This window comes from Allobosea sp. BE125 (assembly GCF_031456075.1).
GTDB lineage: Bacteria > Pseudomonadota > Alphaproteobacteria > Rhizobiales > Beijerinckiaceae > Allobosea.
In genome coordinates this window covers 816588-832519 of sequence record NZ_JAVDTY010000001.1, presented here as the reverse complement: position 1 = coordinate 832519, position 15932 = coordinate 816588, and the positions used below count along the sequence as shown (strand labels likewise).

Genomic DNA, 15932 nt, shown 5'->3' with positions numbered 1-15932 from the left:
GACTGTCGGGGATGGCTCAGTTGGCGAGCGTGACTTCCCACATGCGCTGCTTGGACTGCCAGGCCTCGAACCCCTTGACGCGCTTGGACATGGCATAGGGCTCGACGCCGTTGAAGGTGAAGATCATCGGCACCTCGGCGATGTAACGCTTGTGCAATTCATCGAAGAGCTTCTGGCGCTCGGCCTTGTCGGCGACCACCATCGCCTTGTCGATCAGGGCCAGCGCCTGCGGCTCCTCCCAGATCTTGCGGGGCTGCTTGTCCTTATTGCCGGAGAACTGCTCGAATCCGAGCGCCGGATCGAAGCGCGACGAAAACGAGAAGGCCTGCATCTGGTAGTTGCCCTTGTTGTAGCGGTCGAGCTGGGTCGCCCATTCCAGCACCTCGATCTCCACCTTGATGCCGATGGCCTGCAGCATGGACTGCGCGACGACCGCCTGCGGGAAACTCACCGCGGTCGGACGCTTATTGGCGAGGATGGTGATGGTTTCGCCCTTATAGCCGGATTCCTGAAGCAGCTTCTTTGCCTGCGCCGGATCGTATTTGAAGCCCTGCTTCTCGACATCGCCGAAATAGGACGAGCCGGGATAGAGCGGCGAATTGTTCGGCTTGGCGAGATCGGCAGAAGCCGCCGAAACCAGCTCGTCATAGTCGATAGCGGCGGCAATGGCCTGGCGCAGCTTGACGTTCTTGAGCAGCGGGTCACGCGTCTGGATCAGCAGACCATGGCGCACGGCATTGGTCCCGACCTGGACGGTCAGGTTTGCGGCCTTGCGCAGCTCGTCGACATCGCTGTTGAGGATACCGCCCATGTCGATGGCGCCCGAAAGCAGGCCGGCCTTGACCGTTGCGGGGTCGCGCACGATGAGGAATTTCACATCCTTCACCAGCGGGCGCTTGGAGCCGAGATAGCCGTCGATCTTGCCGTCGGTCTTCGGCGAGGCGTAGCCCTCGAAGGCGCTCATCGTGAAATATTCGTTGCGCTTCCACTCACCCATCTTGAACGGGCCGGTGCCGATCGGCTTGTCGAAGGAGCCGTCGGCCTTGACCGAATCCTTGTGGATCACGCCGGCCATGGCGCAGTCGGTGCGCGCCAGCGCGTCGAGGAAGAGCGCGTTGGGCGCATTCAGCTTCATCGTCACGGTATTGGCGTCGGGAGCCTCCACCGCCTCGACCTTGAGCCCGTTCCGGCCGTCGAATTCGGTCAGGCAGCGCCAGTCCGTCTTCGGGTCCATGTAGCGGTTCCAGCTCCACACGACGTCCGCCGAGGTCAGGGGCGCGCCGTTGTGGAACTTCACGCCCTTGCGCAGGGCGAAGGTGTAGGTCTTGCCGTCCGAGGAGACGTCGATCTTCTCGGAGAGCAGCGGGCCAGGCGTGCCGCCCTCGTCATAGCCCACGAGGCCCTCGACCATCTGCAGCACGAAATCGTCGGTGTTGTCGTCCCGGTTGACGCCGGGATTGATGCTGCGGACGTCGGCAGCGACCGAGACGGTGAGCGACTGCGCCAGCGCAGGGCCAGCAAGCGTGGCGGCGACGGCAGCGCCGATCAGATGGGCGGACAGACGGTTCATGTCGAGAGTTCCCCAGTTTTGTTATCTGTTTTTGGTCGGTTTCCGCGAGTGCCGTCGCTCAGGGGGCGACGCTGACCTCCCAGAGCCTAGGCTTGGACGCCACCCAGGGCGCGAAGCCGCGCAGGCGCTTGGACACGACCGCCGTGTCGACCTGGTTGTAGAGGAAGATCAAGGGTGCATCGGCCAGCATCAGCTCGTGCAATTCATCGAAGAGCTTCTGGCGCCGGGCCGGGTCGGAGATCAGGGTCGCCTGCTCGATCAGCTCGTCGGCGCGGCGATTATCCCAGGCCTTGGACGGGAACTGGTCCTTGGGACCGCTGAACTGGTTGTAGCTCTGGGCCGGGTCGATGCGGGCCGAATAGCTGAAGGACATCATCTGGTAGTTGCCCTTGCTGTAGCGGTCGAGCTGCGTCGCCCATTCCAGCACCTCGATCTCCGCCTTGATGCCGGCGGCCTGCAGCATGGCCTGGGTCACGACCGCGACCGGGAAGCTCGGCACGGTCGCGCGCTTATTGGCGATGATCTTGATCGGCTGGCCCTTGTAGCCGGCCTCAGCCAGGAGGCGCTTCACCTTGGCCGGGTCGGCCTGATAGCGCTTGCGCTGCGCCTCGTCGTAATAGGGCGAGGTCACGTAGATCGCCGAATTATTCGTCTTGCCGAGCTCGTTGGAAGCCTGCGCGACCAGCTCGTCGAGGTCGAGCGCGGCCGCGATCGCCTGGCGCAGCTTGACGTTGCCGAGAAGCGGATCGCGCGTCTGGAACAGGATGGCGTGCTTGGTCGCGCTCGGCGCGGTCAGGACCTGAATCGCGGCGCTCTTCCGCATCTCCGCCACATCGGAATCGGGTACGTCCGCAACGTCGATCGCGCCCGACATCAGCCCCGCCTTGACAGTGGCGCCGTCGGCAATGGCCAGCACACGCACTTCCGGAACGAGCGCGCGCTTGCGCCCGACATAACCATCGCGCCCATCGCCCAGCGGCGAGACATAGCCGTCGAAGCGCTTGAGCGAAACGGATTCACCGCGCTTCCATTCGCCCAGCATGAAGGGGCCGGTGCCGATGGGCCGGTCCCAGCTGCCATCGGCCTTGACGGAATCCTTGTGCAGGATCCCGACCATGGCGCAGTCCGTGCGCGCCATCGTGTCGAGGAACAGTGCGCTCGGCTTATCCAGGGTCATGACGAAGGTCGCAGCGTCGGGCGCCGCCACCTCGACGACCTTCATCCCGGTGCGGCCGTCGAATTCGGAGCGGCAACGCCAATCCGTCTTCGGATCCATGTAGCGGTTCCAGCTCCACATCACATCGGCCGAGGTCATCTCGGCGCCGTTGTGGAACTTCACGCTCTTGCGCAGCCGGAAGCTGTAGGTCTTGCCATCCGGCGAGACCTCGACCGCTTCCGCCAACAGGGGCGCGACCGCACCATTCTCGCGATAGCCGACCAACCCCTCGACCATATGCAGCACGATCGCGTCCGTGTTGTCGTCGCGATTGACGCCGGGATTGGTCGAGCGGATGTCGGCGTTGAGCGCAACCGTGATCGGCTGTTGCGCCGCAGCGGAGGCGGTGCCGAGCAGGAGGGCAAGGGCAGCTGTCGCTTTCCAATCCATCTGTCTCCCTCCCTGCCCCGTCGGCAATCGTCAGGCGGCCTTGGCCGCGCCACCGCGTCGGCGGGCCAGCACATCGGCGAAGAAATCCTGCACGCGCGGCACGGCCCTCAGGCCGTCATGGGCCATGTTGGGCACGAGATCGAAGCGCACCGACACGCCCGCGGCCTCGAAGGATTTCTGCAGGCTCGCCAGTCGCTCGGGGCGCGTCGCGCCGGCATGGTTGGCGTCCGGCATCCAGTTGCGGCCGCCCTGCTTGTGGGTGATCTCCCAGGTCTCGAGATCGGCCGCGCCGACGATCATCTGCACCGGAACCTGGCGCATCGCCTCGATATCGGGAGCCACTCCGAAGAGCTGCGCCATGTTGCGGGTGCCGACCCACCAGTCGCGCGTCGGGTCGAGCAAGGTCACCGAACCCGGCGCGCCGATCGAGCAGGCCCAGAGCTTCTGCGGCTGCAGCATCAGGAAGCGATGGGCGAAATGGCCGCCGCCGGAATAGCCGAACAGGGCGAAGCGATCGATGCTCAGGCCATAGCGCTGCGCCACCTCGTCGACCATGGCGAGCAGAACATGATCGTAACGGATCTCGCCTTCGCGCATATATTTGAAGCCGTCGCGATTATCGTCGCCGAGCACGCCGATCGGAAACAGCGGCGCCAGCACGACGCAGTTGTTCCAGCGCGCGAATTCCTCGAAGGCGTCGCGATAGCCGGTGAAGCCGCGCCCGGTGCCGTGCATGGCGACGACAAGTTCCGGCGGCTCGCCGCCCTGCCCCAGCGTCTTGGGCACATAGAGGCAATAGCTGAAGCGCGGATCGGCCTTGCAGGCGATCACCGGCGTCGGGCCGAGATCGTAGAGCGCGCGGGCGATCGCGGCGGCGTCTTCCAGCTGGGAGGAGGCGGTTGCGGGAGCGGTCATGGCGCGCCTTTCAATTGGCGTAATAATTGGCGCCAATTATGTTGCATGTTATTGTGGAGCTCGCAACGCCCCGATGCGACAAATCTGGAATCTGCTAAACACACCCGATGACGACTCGTCCGATCCGCCACAGAGAGAAGCGCGCGCTGGCCAGCGAGATCGCGCAAGCGATCCATATGCGGGCCTACCGGCCGGGCGAGTGGCTGCGCCAGATCGATCTCGAAGAGGCCTTCAAGGCGACGCGTTTCGACGTGCGCAGCGCGCTCGATGAACTTGCCGTCCGCAAGACCATCGAACATGTCCCCAATCGCGGCTACCGTGTCGCCGAGATCGACCTGAAGACCCAGCGTGCGATCCGGGACACCCGCATCATCCTGGAGACCGCTGCCGCGCCCGGCATCGTCGCCGGCATCGATGCCGCGACGATCGCGCGATTGAGCGAACTCGCCGATCGCTTCAGCCAGGCCGTCCTGAGCGGCACGCGCATCGAGCAGAGCGAAATCAACAGCGCCTTCCACCATCTGATGTATGCGGTCTGCGGCAACTCCGTGCTCGAAGAGACGATCTGGGGGCTGAGGGACCGCTCGCGCGGCTCCTCCGTCACCGTCTGGAGTTCGCATCAGGCGCTGCTCAACAGCGACCGCGACCACCACGCCATGATCGAGGCGCTGCGTGCAGGCGATGCGACGCGCCTCTCCGGGCTGATCGCCCATCATATCGTCAAGGACATGCTCGAGACCGAGGCACGCGCTCAGCCATCGACCGAGACCTCCCAGAGCCGGGGCAACGAGGTCAGCGACGAGGTGTAGCCCTTGACCCGCTTCGAGAAGGCGCCGCTGACGATGCCGTTATAGAGCATCACCATCGGCACATCGGCGATGAAGCGCTTGTGCAATTCGTCGAAGATCGCCTGACGCTCGGCCTTCCCGGCGACGACCATCGACTTGTCGAGCAGGGCCTGCACCTCCGGATCGTCCCAGAGCTTGCGCGGCTGCTTGTCCTTCGGGCCGGTCATCGATTCGAAGGACAGCGACGGGTCGAGCCGGCCCGAATAGGGGAAGGCCTGGATCTGGTAATTGCCCTTGTTGTAGCGATCGAGCTGCGTCGCCCATTCCAGCACTTCGATCTCGACATTGATCCCGGCCGTCTTCAACATCTGCTGGGCAATGACGGCGGCATCGAAGCTGTTCGTGTAGCGCTTGTTCGCCAGCATGACGATCTTCTCGCCCTTGTAGCCGGCCTCGGCGAGCAGCTTCTTCGCCGCTGCGGGATCGTATGTCACGCCTTGCTGCTCGACCGGGCCGTGATAGGCCGAAAGCGCCGGCACGATCGACTGATTGGGCTTGCCGATGCCGTCCGTCACCGCGCCAACGAGTTCGTCGGCGTCGATCGCAGCCGCAATGGCTCGGCGCAGCTTGACGTTGCCCAGCACCGGGTCGCGCGTCTGGATGATCAAACCGACGAGGCCCATGCTGGAGACGACGGACAGCGAAACCTTGCCACCCTTCTTGAGCTCGGCCACATCGGCATTGGCGACATCGGGGACGACGTCGACATCGCCGCGCTCCAGCGCCGCCTTGGCGGTGGCGCTGTCGGGGATGATGACGAAACGGAGCTCGTCGACGAGCGGCCGCTTCGCCCCGGTCAGGCCATCGATCTTGCCCGGCAGGGACGCGTAGTCGGCGAAGCGCTCCAGCTTGATGTATTCGCCGCGCTTCCACTCGCCGAGCTTGAACGGGCCGGTTCCGATCGGCCTGTCGAAGCTGCCATCGGCCTTGACGGAATCCTTGTGCAGGATGCCCGTCATGGCGCAGTCGGTACGCGCCAGAGAGGTCAGGAACAGCGCACTCGGCTTGTCCAGCGTGAACACGACCGTGCGCGCATCAGGCGCCGTCACGCTCTCGACCTTGACCGTGCCGCGCCCGTCGAATTCGGACAGGCAGCGCCAATCCGTCTTCGGGTCCATGTAGCGATTCCAACTCCAGACCACGTCATCCGAGCTCAGGCTGGCGCCGTTGTGGAACTTCACGCCCTGGCGCAGCGTGAAGCTGTAGGTCTTGCCGTCGCCGGAGATATCGATCTTCTCGGCCAGCAGCGGCTTGGGCAAGGCATCCTCGCCATAAGCGACCAGCCCCTCGACCATATGGAGCACGACGCCGTCGGTGTTGTGGTCGCGGTTGACGCCGGGATTGATCGAACGGATGTCGAAGGGCAATTGGACGCGCAGGCTGCTCGCCTGCGCCGAAGCGGTGATCGCCCCGCCCAGCATGAGGCCGGCAGCGAGACGTGCTGCGAGGCTTGCAGCAGGACTTGCGAACCACGAATTCCATCGACGCATCGGCATGTTCCCCTCTTTTTTGACGAGCTGTTCGGCCGGCGTGTGGATTCCGCTATTCGGCGGCCTGTGCGAGCGTGACCGGCTCGTCCGTCAGGCTGTAGCGCGTGAAGACCCGGTTCAGCGCCGGCAGCAGCGCGACCTCCATGCTCCCCTTGCTGGGCTCCATGATCACCATCGCGACGGTGGCCGAGAGATTACCGGCATCGTTGAGGCGCGGCGGCCGGCAGACCGAATGGGGGGTGAGGAAATCGTCGAAGAAGGCGTGCTTGAGGTCAGCGACCGTCAGCTTCTCGCCAGCCTCGTCGAGCAGCTTCTTCACCCGCCAGTCGCGGTAGAAGCTCTCGGGGACGCGCGGAATGCCGGTGTCCTTCAGCTTCGTCAGCGCGATCTGCCCGACCCAGTGATTGGCGTGCACAATCAGCCCCTCGCTGGGGTAGATCGGGAAGGCCTCGTCCGGCGCGCATTCGAAGTCGATCGCGAAGCCCTTCACCGTCGAGAGCATCATATTGTTCGAGCAGGCCTTGGGCGTCGTCGCGACCGCCTTGATCGCGAAGGCGAGATGCTCCTGCTCCAGCACCTTGCGGCGGATCAGGGCGAGCGGCACGCCCACCTGCGTGAAATCGCGCTCGGATTCGAGATAGTTCGCGGTGATGCTGATGCCGGCCGCATTGGTGCCGCAGCGGGCAAGGCCGCCGGCCTCGACGAAGGTCAGGAAATCCGGCCCGTCCTCGCGGCGCACCCGCAGCACGATCGCGGTCTCCGCGCATTCGGCCTTCCAGTCCCAGTTCTGGCCGTGGATCAATTCACCGCTGGCGCTGCGCTCGGGCAGGATCACAGCGCCCGTGCAGCCATCGTCGAGCTCTTCGGTCTCGGCGATCGGCGTGCTCTTGATGAGCTTGGCCTTGGCGATGACCTCGGTGCGGGCATTGATCATGATGATGTCTTCGAGCGGCACCTTGGCGCCGTCGGCGATGCCGCGCATCTCCTCGATGTAATGCGCACCGAAGGCTTCGATCTCGCGAGCAAATTCGGCGATCAGGGCCGATTTCGCGGCAGCGTCGAAGCCGAGATTCCCGAGCTGGCTGCCATAGAGCTCGATCGAGCGCTTGACGCGCTGCGGCACCGCGGCGCCATGCTGGCGGCCGCGCTCATAGGGCGAACCCGAAACATCGACGAAGGGGCAAGGTTCAACCATGGTCGGGCTCCTCATAGTGCTCTGGCGTGCCGCCAATCCTTAATGTATTTCATTGCCAACTAAGACAATCAAGAGTTTTTCAATGACGACCCCCACCCGGCTGCAGCAGGACATCGCCGAGCGCATTCTCCAGATGGTGCGCGAGGATGGCCTGGAGGCTGGCGCCTGGCTGAACGAGAACAGCGCCGCGCGCCGCCTGAACGTCTCGCGCACGCCGGTCCGCGCCGCACTGGACTATCTCGCCGGGCAAGGCGTCGTGCGGCGCCATCCCAACAAGGGCGTCGAGTTGCTGAGTACGCCGGCCATGGCCGCGAGCCATGGCGGAAATCCCGACGCCACCGAACTCGCCATGGTCAAGATCGCCCATGACCGCGAGACCGGGCAGCTTTCCGACGACATCTCCGAACTGGAGGTGATGCGACGCTACGACCTCGGCCGGCCGGAGGTCCAGCGCCTCCTCGCCCGCCTCGCCGACCTCGACATGGTCGAGCGCAAGCCCGGTTATGGTTGGCGCTTCCTGCACGATCTGCGCGACCCTTCAGCTCATGACGAGCGCTACCGCTTCCGCCTGCTGATCGAGCCGATGGCGCTGCTGGAACCTGGTTTCTCGCTCGAACAGGGCTGGATCGACGAAATGCGCGCGCGCCATCGCGAGACGCTCGAACGCCCCTGGCGCGAGGCCTCCAGCATCGGCTTCTACGAGATGAATGCCGATTTCCATGAGGGATTGGCAGCAGCCTCGGGCAACCGCTACATCCACTCGGCAATCCGCCGGCAGAACCAGCTGCGCCGCCTGTCCAATTACGACTGGGTCTTCGGCTTCGAGCGCGTCGTCGTGAACTGCCGCGAACATCTGCAGATGCTGGACTGTCTCGAGGCCGGCGACCGCGAACTCGCCTCGGCCCTGATGCGCAGCCATCTTCAGCGGGCCAGCCAGCTCCGCCGCGCCAACGGGTTTGACTAGAGCGTTTTCAAGCGAAGTGGATTACCGGTTCCCTCGCGACAAACGCGAAGCGTTTGCGCGGAGAAAACGCGTCAAAACAAAAAACGAGAGCCGGATGCGAAAAAACGCGAACCGGTTTTCCGCGTCCGGCTCTGAACTCGAAACGGCGCCATCGAACAGATATTGTCTTTTGTATCCAATAAAGACATCATGACCGTCCCGTTTCGCCGAGGACCGATCATGACCGCCCATGCCGCCCCGCCCCAGCCCCGTCTCCCTAACCGGCGCGATGCCTTCTGGATGCCGTTCACACCGATGCGCGGCTTCCAGAGCGAGCCGATGCTGTTCGAGAGCGCGCAGGGCATGCATTACGTCACGCCGGAGGGCCGGCGCATCCTCGATGGCATGGCCGGGCTCTGGTGCGTCAATGCCGGCCACGGCCAGCCCCGCATCGTCGAGGCCATTCGCGAGGCCGCCGGTCGGCTCGATTTCGTTTCCTCCTTCAAGATGAGCCATCCGGCTGCGGAAGCCTATGCGGAGCGGCTGTGTGAGTTCGCACCCGAGGGCATCGACCATGTCTTCTTCGTCAATTCGGGCTCGGAGGCCGTCGACACCGCGCTGAAGATCGCCCGCGCCTATCACCATGCCAGGGGCCAAGCCGGCCGCACCAAGCTGATCGGACGCCACAAGAGCTATCACGGCGTCGGCTTTGGCGGCCTCTCTGTCGCCGGCATCGGCCGCCACAAGGCCGCCTTCGGTCCGCTGCTCGCCGATGTCGCCCATCTGCCGCTGCCCTATGACCGCGCCACCATGGCCTTTTCACGCGGCCAGCCGGAGGGCGGGGCGAGCGCCTCCGAAGCGCTGGAGACCTTGCTGCAGATCCATGATCCCTCGACCGTCGCCGCCGTCATCGTCGAGCCTGTCACCGGTTCGGGCGGCGTCTACCCGCCGCCGAATGGCTATCTCGAACGCCTGCGCGCGATCTGCGACAAGCACGGCATCCTCTTGATCTTCGACGAGGTCATCACCGGCTTCGGCCGGCTGGGCACGCCCTTCGCGGCACAGGCCTATGGCGTCAAGCCCGACCTGATGAGCTGCGCCAAGGGCATGACCAACGGCGCCGTGCCGATGGGCGGCGTGCTCGTCGCCGGCCATGTCTATGAGGCCTTCATGGCCGGACCACCGGAGGCGGTCGAGCTCTTCCACGGCTACACCTATTCGGCCCACCCGCTTGCCTGCGCGGCGGGCCTCGCGACGCTTGACGTCTTCGCCGAGCAGGGTCTGCTCGGCCGTCTGCGCGGCGTGCTGCCGCTGTGGGAGAATCGCGCCCACCGCCTGAAGGCTGCGCCGCATGTCGCGGATATCCGCACGGCCGGGCTGCTCTGCGCCATCGATCTCTCGCCACGCCCCGGCGCCGAGGGCGCACGCGGCGGCGCCTGCGCCAAGCTCTGCTACGAGGCCGACCTCTTGATCCGCAATGCCGGCGACACGCTCGTGCTGTCGCCGCCGCTGGTCATCGCCCCCGACGAGATCGAGACGATCTTCGCGACGATCGAGGCCGCCTTGTCGCGGATCGATTGAGAGGCCCGGTCACGAGAGCTGCGGGCCACCGGCCCGCAGCACCCCCCGCGCCGTCCCGGTCAATCGTTCTCCGCCGCCCGCACGAACGACGATGGTCTCGCTGAAGCCGAGCCCGCCGGCCGAGACATACATGTGGAAGACCATGCCCTCCTCCAATCGCCATGTCGCATTGGGCAGGAAGACGCGGGAGAAATCGCTCGGGCGCGGCGTCCGTGCATAAAGCCCGAGCGTATAGCCGCTGACATTGTCGTAAGCCGGCCGCAGGCGCTCAGCGAGCACCGCCTCGCGCAGGACTGCATCGACCTCGCCAGCGAGAGCGCCCGGCCGCATCGCCGCGAATTGCCGGTCCTGCAAGGCGACGAGCCGCTCGGCCAATGGCGCAAGACCGCGCCGATCCGAGCCGATCAGCACCGGCCGCATCAGCCTTGCGCCATAGTTCGCGACCTTCGGGATCAGTTCGACATGCAGCACGTCGCCGTCATCGAGCGGCTGCGCGGTCATCACGCCATGCAGGAATTCATGATCGCCGATGCCCGGCACGATCGGACCCGTTTCGCCGGTATCGGCGCCATTCTCCAGAAAGCTTGCAGCCGCGATCGCCGCTGCCGCACGCGGCGACAATCCCGGCTGCGCCCGTGCCGCGATGGCTGCCATGGCCTTGTCGGCGATCCCGGCCGCCTGCGCCAGAAGCGCGATCTCGGCCTCTGATTTGACCTGGCGCAGCAGGTCGCCCGCGCCCGGCATGTCGACGAAGCGCGCCTCCGGGAGAAGCGCCTGGAGCCGGTCGCGCGTCGCGGCCGTGAAACCATAGGAGTTGTGGTCGGCCCCGATCCGGGAGGCGGCATGGCCTCGGGCGCGGATCACCTCGGCCATCACCGCATGCGGCTCGGCCGTGTCGGCAAAGCCCCGGATATCGGAAAACCAGCAGGCGTTGCGGCAAGGCTGCGCATCGAGCTCGCGCAGCACGAACCAGGGTTCGCCCGTGAGCGGCAGGAAAGCGGCGCGATACATCGTCTCCGAGACGGTGTAGCCGGTCAGCCAGGCCAGGCATTCCGCGTGGTCGATCAGGAAGAGATCGACGCCGGCCTCGACCATCGCAGATCGCGCCCTGGCGACGCGGCTTGCGAACTCCCGGGGCGCGAACATCGCTCAGGCGATCTCGCAGATATCGAGGATGCAGAGCATGTAGATCCGGATCATGGCGAGATAGTCGACGATCTCGACGCGCTCATCGGGCATGGTGTTGTAGCGTCCGCCCGGACCGCAGACGATGCCTTCCATGCCAAGCTCCGCATAGAAATGCCCGGCGTCGGTGCCGAAGAAGCCGGGAGGCGCGATCGCGCCCGTCGGCTGCGCCTCGCCGCGCACCTCCTGATAGGCGGCGTTGATCGTCTTGACGATGCGGGCGTTCCTGGCGACCTCGAAGGCCGGCATCGACCGGTGGCCCTCCTCCTTCTCGGTGCGGATCGTCGCTTGCAAGCCGGGGAAGCGCGCCTCCAGCGCATCGAGCTCGCGGCGCATATCGGCGATGGCGCCGGCCTCGGTCTGGCCCGGTGCATAGCGCCCCGAACCCTTGATCCGGGCGAAGTCTGCGACCTGCGGCGCGCGCCATTCATGCAGCTCCTTGCCGAGCGCGCCACGAACCACGCCGACATGGACGCGGTTGATCGAGCGGTGCTCGTCGGATTTCGCGCCGGAGAAGGTCATCGCGTTGAGGCGCGGGATCAGGTCGCAGGCCGCGACGATGGCGTCGACCGCCTGCTCGCGCTTGGAGAGATGGCGGGTGTTGCCGGTCAACTCGATCACGAAGGTAAAGGCGCAGGCATGCATGGTGATGGCCTGCAGGTCGCTCGGCTCGGAGTTGATGAAGTAGTCGGCCTTCACCCCGTTCCTGATCGCAGCGACCGTGCCGACGCCACCCTGTAATTCGCCGACGACATAGGTCAGCACGACATCGCCCTTCAGCTTCACGCCGGCGTCGATCAGCGTCTTGACCGCGCAGAAATAGGCAGCATCCCCCGCCTTCATGTTGGAGACGCCGATGCCGTAGATGAACTCCTTGTCGACCAGCCCGCCCCAGGGATCGACCGTCCAGCCCTCGGTCGCCGGGTTGGTGTCGAGATGGCCGTTGAACAGCAGGCTCTTGCCGCCGCCGGTTCCCTTCCAGCGGCCGATGGCGTTGACGCGCTCGCCGACGACCGGCTGCAGTTCGGCCTCGACGCCGATTTCGCGCATCTTCTCGGCCATGAAGGCTGCGAGCACGCGCTCGCCTTCGGTCTCCGAATAGCTCTTGTGGCGCGCCATGGCGCTGAGGAAATCGAGGGCGGCTTTCTCGTCGAGACGAGCCAGGAGGGCAGCGCGATCCATCGTCAAATCCTTGGAAGCTCAGATGCAGGAGCGGCAGGGGCCGGAACGGCCTCGATCAGCGAGCGGGTATAGGCATGGACCTGCCCGCCCGAGAGCTCGGCAACATCGACGAGATCGACGAGGTCGCCGCGATACATCACCGCGATGCGATGCGCGATCTGGCGCACCAGGTTGAGATCATGGGTGATGAAGAGATAGGCGGTGCCGAAACGCTTCTGCAGATCGACCAGAAGCTCGACCACCGAGGCCTGCACGGAAACGTCGAGTGCGGAGGTGATCTCGTCGCAGATCACCAGCTTCGGCCGCGAAGCAAAGGCGCGCGCGATCGCCACGCGCTGCTTCTCGCCGCCGGAAAGCTGGTGGGGATAGCGCTCGGCATAGGCCGCCGGCAGGCGCACCTGTTCGAGCAACGCGCCGATCGCGTTTGCGTCCTTGCGTTGCTCGACCGTGCCGTAGAGCGCCAGCGGCCGCGACAGGATCTCGCGGATGCGCTGGCGCGGATTGAGCGAGGAATCGGGGTGCTGAAAGATGATCTGGACATCGCGGCGATAGGCCCGGTCCATATCCTTCAATCCGCTGATCGGGCGGCCGGCGAAGCGGATCTCGCCCTCGAACGGGTTCAGGCCGGTCAATGCCCTGGCGAGGGTCGATTTGCCCGAGCCGGATTCGCCGACGATGCCGAGGATCTCGCCCTCCCGCACGGAGAGGCTGATGTCACGATTGCCGGTGAACTGGGTGTTCTCGCGGCCGAGCAGCTTCGCCAGGAAAGGCTTGCGGCCATAGCGGACGCTGACCTTGTCGACCTCGACCAGCGCCTTCGCCTCAGAACCCGGCCCGGCGTCGTCGACCAGGCGATGATCCGGGCGCGGCACAGCGGCGAGCAGCTTTTGGGTATAGTCGTCCTGCGGCGAGGCAAAAACCTCCTCCACCTTGCCCTGCTCGACGATGCGCCCGCGATGGATCACTGCAACGCGATTGGCGACGCGCGAGACCAGAGCCAGATCATGCGAGATATAGAGCGAGGCGACACCGGTCTCAGCCTGCAACTCGCCGAACAGATCGAGGATCTGGCGGGCGGTGATGACGTCGAGCGCCGTCGTCGGCTCGTCGAAGATGATGCATTCCGGCTGGCAGGCGAAGGCGGTGGCGATGACCACGCGCTGCTTCTCGCCGCCCGAGGCCTCATGCGGATAGCGCCGCATCATCTCTCTCGGGACCTTCAGGCCGACGCGGGCGAGCATCGCCTCGCCCTCGGCCCAGGCCTGCTTGCGCGTCAGGCCGCGATGATGTTCCAGCACCTCGGCCAATTGTTCGCCCAGAGGCAAGGTCGGGTTGAGCGAGGTGCTCGGATCCTGGAAGACCATGCCGATGCGCCGGCCGCGAATGGCCTCGATCTCGGCCTCGCTGGTCGTGGTCAACTCCTTGTCGATCAAGCGGATGCGGCCGGCCTCGCGCGCGCTCTCCGGCAGATGGCGCATGATCGCCCAGGCGAGCGAGGTCTTGCCCGAGCCGGATTCGCCGACGAGGCCGAGCACCTCACCCTTGGCGACGCCGAGCGTGACCGCGTCGAGCGCGCGAGTGAAGCCGGCGGGCGTGGCATAGTCGAGGCAGTAGCCGGCGATGTCGAGGATCGGCGTCATGATCAGCCTCATGTGCGCGGGTTGAGCGCGTCGCGCAGGCCGTCGCCGAGCAGGTTGAAGCCGATCGCCACAAAAGCGACCGCCAGGCTCGGCCACAGGATCATCCATGGGCTCAGATGCATGAAGCGCCTGGCTTCGGCGACCATCAGCCCCCATTCCGAGGCCGGCGGCTGTGCGCCCAGCCCAAGGAAGCTCAAGGTCGCGAACAGCATCACGGCAAAGGCGACCCGGATCGTCATCTCGACGATGATCGGCGCCACGACATTGGGCAGCATCTCGCGCCAGACGATGAAGCGCGCGCTCTCGCCGCGCGCGATGGCGGCATTGACATAATCCTGCTTGCGCACGGCCAGCGCGACCGAGCGCGTCACCCGCGCCATGCCGGGCGTGAAGGCGATGGCGATGGCGAGCAGCGCGTTCCAGCTGCTCTTGCCGAGCAGGTTGACGATCAGCAGGGCCAGCAACAGGCTTGGGATCGCCATCACCGCATCGACGGTGCGCATGATCGCCTCGTCGCTGCGGCCGCCGAGAAAGGCCGAGATCGTGCCGATCACGGCGCCTGCCAGCGTGCCGAGCGCGGTCGCGAACACCGCCATCACCACGGTGGCGCGCGCGCCATGCAGCAGGCGGCTCAGGATGTCGCGGCCATATTGGTCGGTGCCGAGCCAGAACAGCGCGCTCGGCGGCTTGTAGCGCTGCAGGGGCGCGAGGCTTTCGGGATCATAGGGCGCGATCCACGGGCCCAGGACGACCACGAGCAGGATCAGCCCGACCAGGACGAGCCCGAGCGCTCCCTGCGGCGAGCGCAGCACGCGGCGCAACAGCTCAATCATACTGGATTCTCCGGTCGAGCCGGGCATAGGCGATGTCGGCGAGGAAACTGGCGATGGCGTAGGTCGCGGCCATGATCAGCGCGCCGGCCTGGATCGAGGGCAGGTCGCGGCTCTGGATCGCGACGATGAGCTGGCGGCCGATGCCGGGCAGCGCGAAGATCTCCTCGACCACGATGACGCCGCCGAGCAGATAGCCGACATCGAGCGCCACGATCGTGATCGTCGGCAGCAAAGCGTTGCGCAGCGCGTGCTTGTAGAGGACCGTGCGCTTCGGCAGCCCCTTGAGGCGAGCGGCGCGGACATAATCGGTGTGCAGCACATCGACCAGTTCCGAGCGCACCATGCGCGAGACATGCGCGATCAGGATGACCGAAATGGTCAAGACCGGCAGGACGAGATGCCTGAGGCCCTGCAGCGGGTTCTCGGTCAGCGGCACATAGCCAGTCGCCGGCAGCCATTGCAGCCAATCGGCCAGCACCAGCACGACCAGCGTGGCGGTGACGAATTCCGGCAGCGAGACCCCGATATAGGAGATCACGCTGACCAGAAGATCAGCGATGCGGCCACGCCTGACGGCCGCGATGATGCCCAGCGGCAGGGCCAGCACCAGCATCAGCACGATCGAGAACAAGGCGAGTAGCAGCGAGCGGCCGAGCGCCTCGATCATCACCGGTCCGACCGGCTGGCCGGTGCGCATCGAGACGCCGAAATCGCCTCGCAGCACGCCGGCCAGCCAATGGCCGTATTGCGCCCAGATCGACGCATCGAGGCCCATCTTGGTGCGCAGCGCGCTGAGCGCTTCAGTCGTCGCGTTCTCGCCCAGCATCATGACGGCCGCATCGGCCGGCAGGATCTGGGTGATCGCGAAGACGATGAGCGACACGACGAGCAGCGTGTAGCCGACCAGCACGATACGCTTGAGGATATAGGCCGGCGACACGCGC

At 65.6% G+C, this 15932-nt stretch carries 13 protein-coding genes; 3 read left to right on the top strand and 10 right to left on the bottom strand.

Annotated features, from left to right (window positions below; genetic code table 11):
• Window positions 1–16 precede the first annotated feature (16 nt).
• Genes J2Y55_RS03880 through J2Y55_RS03870 form a run of 3 tightly spaced genes read right to left on the bottom strand, consistent with a single transcriptional unit; the run spans window position 17 to window position 4091 of the window.
• A complete protein-coding gene (locus J2Y55_RS03880) occupies window positions 17–1570 on the bottom strand; it encodes an ABC transporter substrate-binding protein (protein ID WP_310147772.1) in 1554 nt (517 codons plus the stop codon).
• A gap of 58 nt (window positions 1571–1628) precedes the next feature.
• On the bottom strand, window positions 1629–3176 hold the full coding sequence (locus J2Y55_RS03875; protein WP_310147769.1) for an ABC transporter substrate-binding protein: 1548 nt from the start codon (window positions 3174–3176) through the stop codon (window positions 1629–1631).
• A 30-nt stretch (window positions 3177–3206) separates the two neighbouring features.
• Window positions 3207–4091, bottom strand: a complete 885-nt coding sequence (locus tag J2Y55_RS03870) for an alpha/beta hydrolase family protein (protein WP_310147767.1) — start codon at window positions 4089–4091, stop codon at window positions 3207–3209.
• Window positions 4092–4198: 107 nt separating this feature from the next.
• Here J2Y55_RS03870 and J2Y55_RS03865 point away from each other — a divergent pair, with 107 nt between their 5' ends.
• Entirely contained in the window at window positions 4199–4900 is a 702-nt protein-coding gene (locus J2Y55_RS03865) for a GntR family transcriptional regulator (RefSeq protein ID WP_310147765.1), read from the top strand.
• Here J2Y55_RS03865 and J2Y55_RS03860 read toward each other — a convergent pair.
• On the bottom strand, window positions 4843–6435 hold the full coding sequence (locus J2Y55_RS03860; RefSeq protein WP_310147763.1) for an ABC transporter substrate-binding protein: 1593 nt from the start codon (window positions 6433–6435) through the stop codon (window positions 4843–4845). The genes J2Y55_RS03865 and J2Y55_RS03860 overlap by 58 nt on opposite strands.
• Window positions 6436–6481: 46 nt before the next feature.
• Complete coding sequence (locus tag J2Y55_RS03855) at window positions 6482–7624, bottom strand: C45 family peptidase (RefSeq protein WP_310147761.1); 1143 nt, start codon at window positions 7622–7624, stop codon at window positions 6482–6484.
• An 82-nt stretch (window positions 7625–7706) separates the two neighbouring features.
• On the opposite strand from J2Y55_RS03855, the gene J2Y55_RS03850 reads away from it, so the two are divergent.
• Window positions 7707–8588, top strand: coding sequence for a GntR family transcriptional regulator (locus J2Y55_RS03850; RefSeq protein WP_310147759.1), 882 nt, complete (start codon window positions 7707–7709; stop codon window positions 8586–8588).
• A 219-nt stretch (window positions 8589–8807) separates the two neighbouring features.
• Window positions 8808–10148, top strand: a complete 1341-nt coding sequence (aptA, locus tag J2Y55_RS03845; RefSeq protein ID WP_310147757.1) for an omega-aminotransferase AptA — start codon at window positions 8808–8810, stop codon at window positions 10146–10148.
• A 9-nt stretch (window positions 10149–10157) separates the two neighbouring features.
• On the opposite strand, the gene J2Y55_RS03840 is transcribed toward aptA, so the two are convergent.
• From J2Y55_RS03840 to J2Y55_RS03820, 5 genes are read right to left on the bottom strand one after another with little or no spacing between them, the layout of a single operon-like run.
• Window positions 10158–11294, bottom strand: coding sequence for a M24 family metallopeptidase (locus J2Y55_RS03840; protein WP_310147755.1), 1137 nt, complete (start codon window positions 11292–11294; stop codon window positions 10158–10160).
• A 3-nt stretch (window positions 11295–11297) separates the two neighbouring features.
• Window positions 11298–12515: a M20 family metallopeptidase gene (locus J2Y55_RS03835; protein WP_310147752.1), complete on the bottom strand. Its 1218-nt coding sequence runs from the start codon at window positions 12513–12515 to the stop codon at window positions 11298–11300.
• Window positions 12516–12517: 2 nt separating this feature from the next.
• A complete protein-coding gene (locus J2Y55_RS03830; RefSeq protein ID WP_310147750.1) occupies window positions 12518–14155 on the bottom strand; it encodes a dipeptide ABC transporter ATP-binding protein in 1638 nt (545 codons plus the stop codon).
• Between the two features lie 8 nt (window positions 14156–14163).
• A complete protein-coding gene (locus tag J2Y55_RS03825) occupies window positions 14164–14988 on the bottom strand; it encodes an ABC transporter permease (protein WP_310147748.1) in 825 nt (274 codons plus the stop codon).
• On the bottom strand, window positions 14981–15928 hold the full coding sequence (locus J2Y55_RS03820) for an ABC transporter permease (protein WP_310147746.1): 948 nt from the start codon (window positions 15926–15928) through the stop codon (window positions 14981–14983). The genes J2Y55_RS03825 and J2Y55_RS03820 overlap by 8 nt, the downstream gene beginning before the upstream one ends.
• Window positions 15929–15932: the final 4 nt, after the last annotated feature.

What these genes read in the sequence shown, in the direction of transcription:
- J2Y55_RS03880 (WP_310147772.1), bottom strand. Translation starts at nt 1,570, where the DNA reads ATGAACCGTCTGTCCGCCCATCTGATCGGCGCTGCCGTCGCCGCCACG.
- J2Y55_RS03875 (WP_310147769.1), bottom strand. Translation starts at nt 3,176, where the DNA reads ATGGATTGGAAAGCGACAGCTGCCCTTGCCCTCCTGCTCGGCACCGCC.
- J2Y55_RS03870 (WP_310147767.1), bottom strand. Translation starts at nt 4,091, where the DNA reads ATGACCGCTCCCGCAACCGCCTCCTCCCAGCTGGAAGACGCCGCCGCG.
- J2Y55_RS03865 (WP_310147765.1), top strand. Translation starts at nt 4,199, where the DNA reads ATGACGACTCGTCCGATCCGCCACAGAGAGAAGCGCGCGCTGGCCAGC.
- J2Y55_RS03860 (WP_310147763.1), bottom strand. Translation starts at nt 6,435, where the DNA reads ATGCCGATGCGTCGATGGAATTCGTGGTTCGCAAGTCCTGCTGCAAGC.
- J2Y55_RS03855 (WP_310147761.1), bottom strand. Translation starts at nt 7,624, where the DNA reads ATGGTTGAACCTTGCCCCTTCGTCGATGTTTCGGGTTCGCCCTATGAG.
- J2Y55_RS03850 (WP_310147759.1), top strand. Translation starts at nt 7,707, where the DNA reads ATGACGACCCCCACCCGGCTGCAGCAGGACATCGCCGAGCGCATTCTC.
- aptA (WP_310147757.1), top strand. Translation starts at nt 8,808, where the DNA reads ATGACCGCCCATGCCGCCCCGCCCCAGCCCCGTCTCCCTAACCGGCGC.
- J2Y55_RS03840 (WP_310147755.1), bottom strand. Translation starts at nt 11,294, where the DNA reads ATGTTCGCGCCCCGGGAGTTCGCAAGCCGCGTCGCCAGGGCGCGATCT.
- J2Y55_RS03835 (WP_310147752.1), bottom strand. Translation starts at nt 12,515, where the DNA reads ATGGATCGCGCTGCCCTCCTGGCTCGTCTCGACGAGAAAGCCGCCCTC.
- J2Y55_RS03830 (WP_310147750.1), bottom strand. Translation starts at nt 14,155, where the DNA reads ATGACGCCGATCCTCGACATCGCCGGCTACTGCCTCGACTATGCCACG.
- J2Y55_RS03825 (WP_310147748.1), bottom strand. Translation starts at nt 14,988, where the DNA reads ATGATTGAGCTGTTGCGCCGCGTGCTGCGCTCGCCGCAGGGAGCGCTC.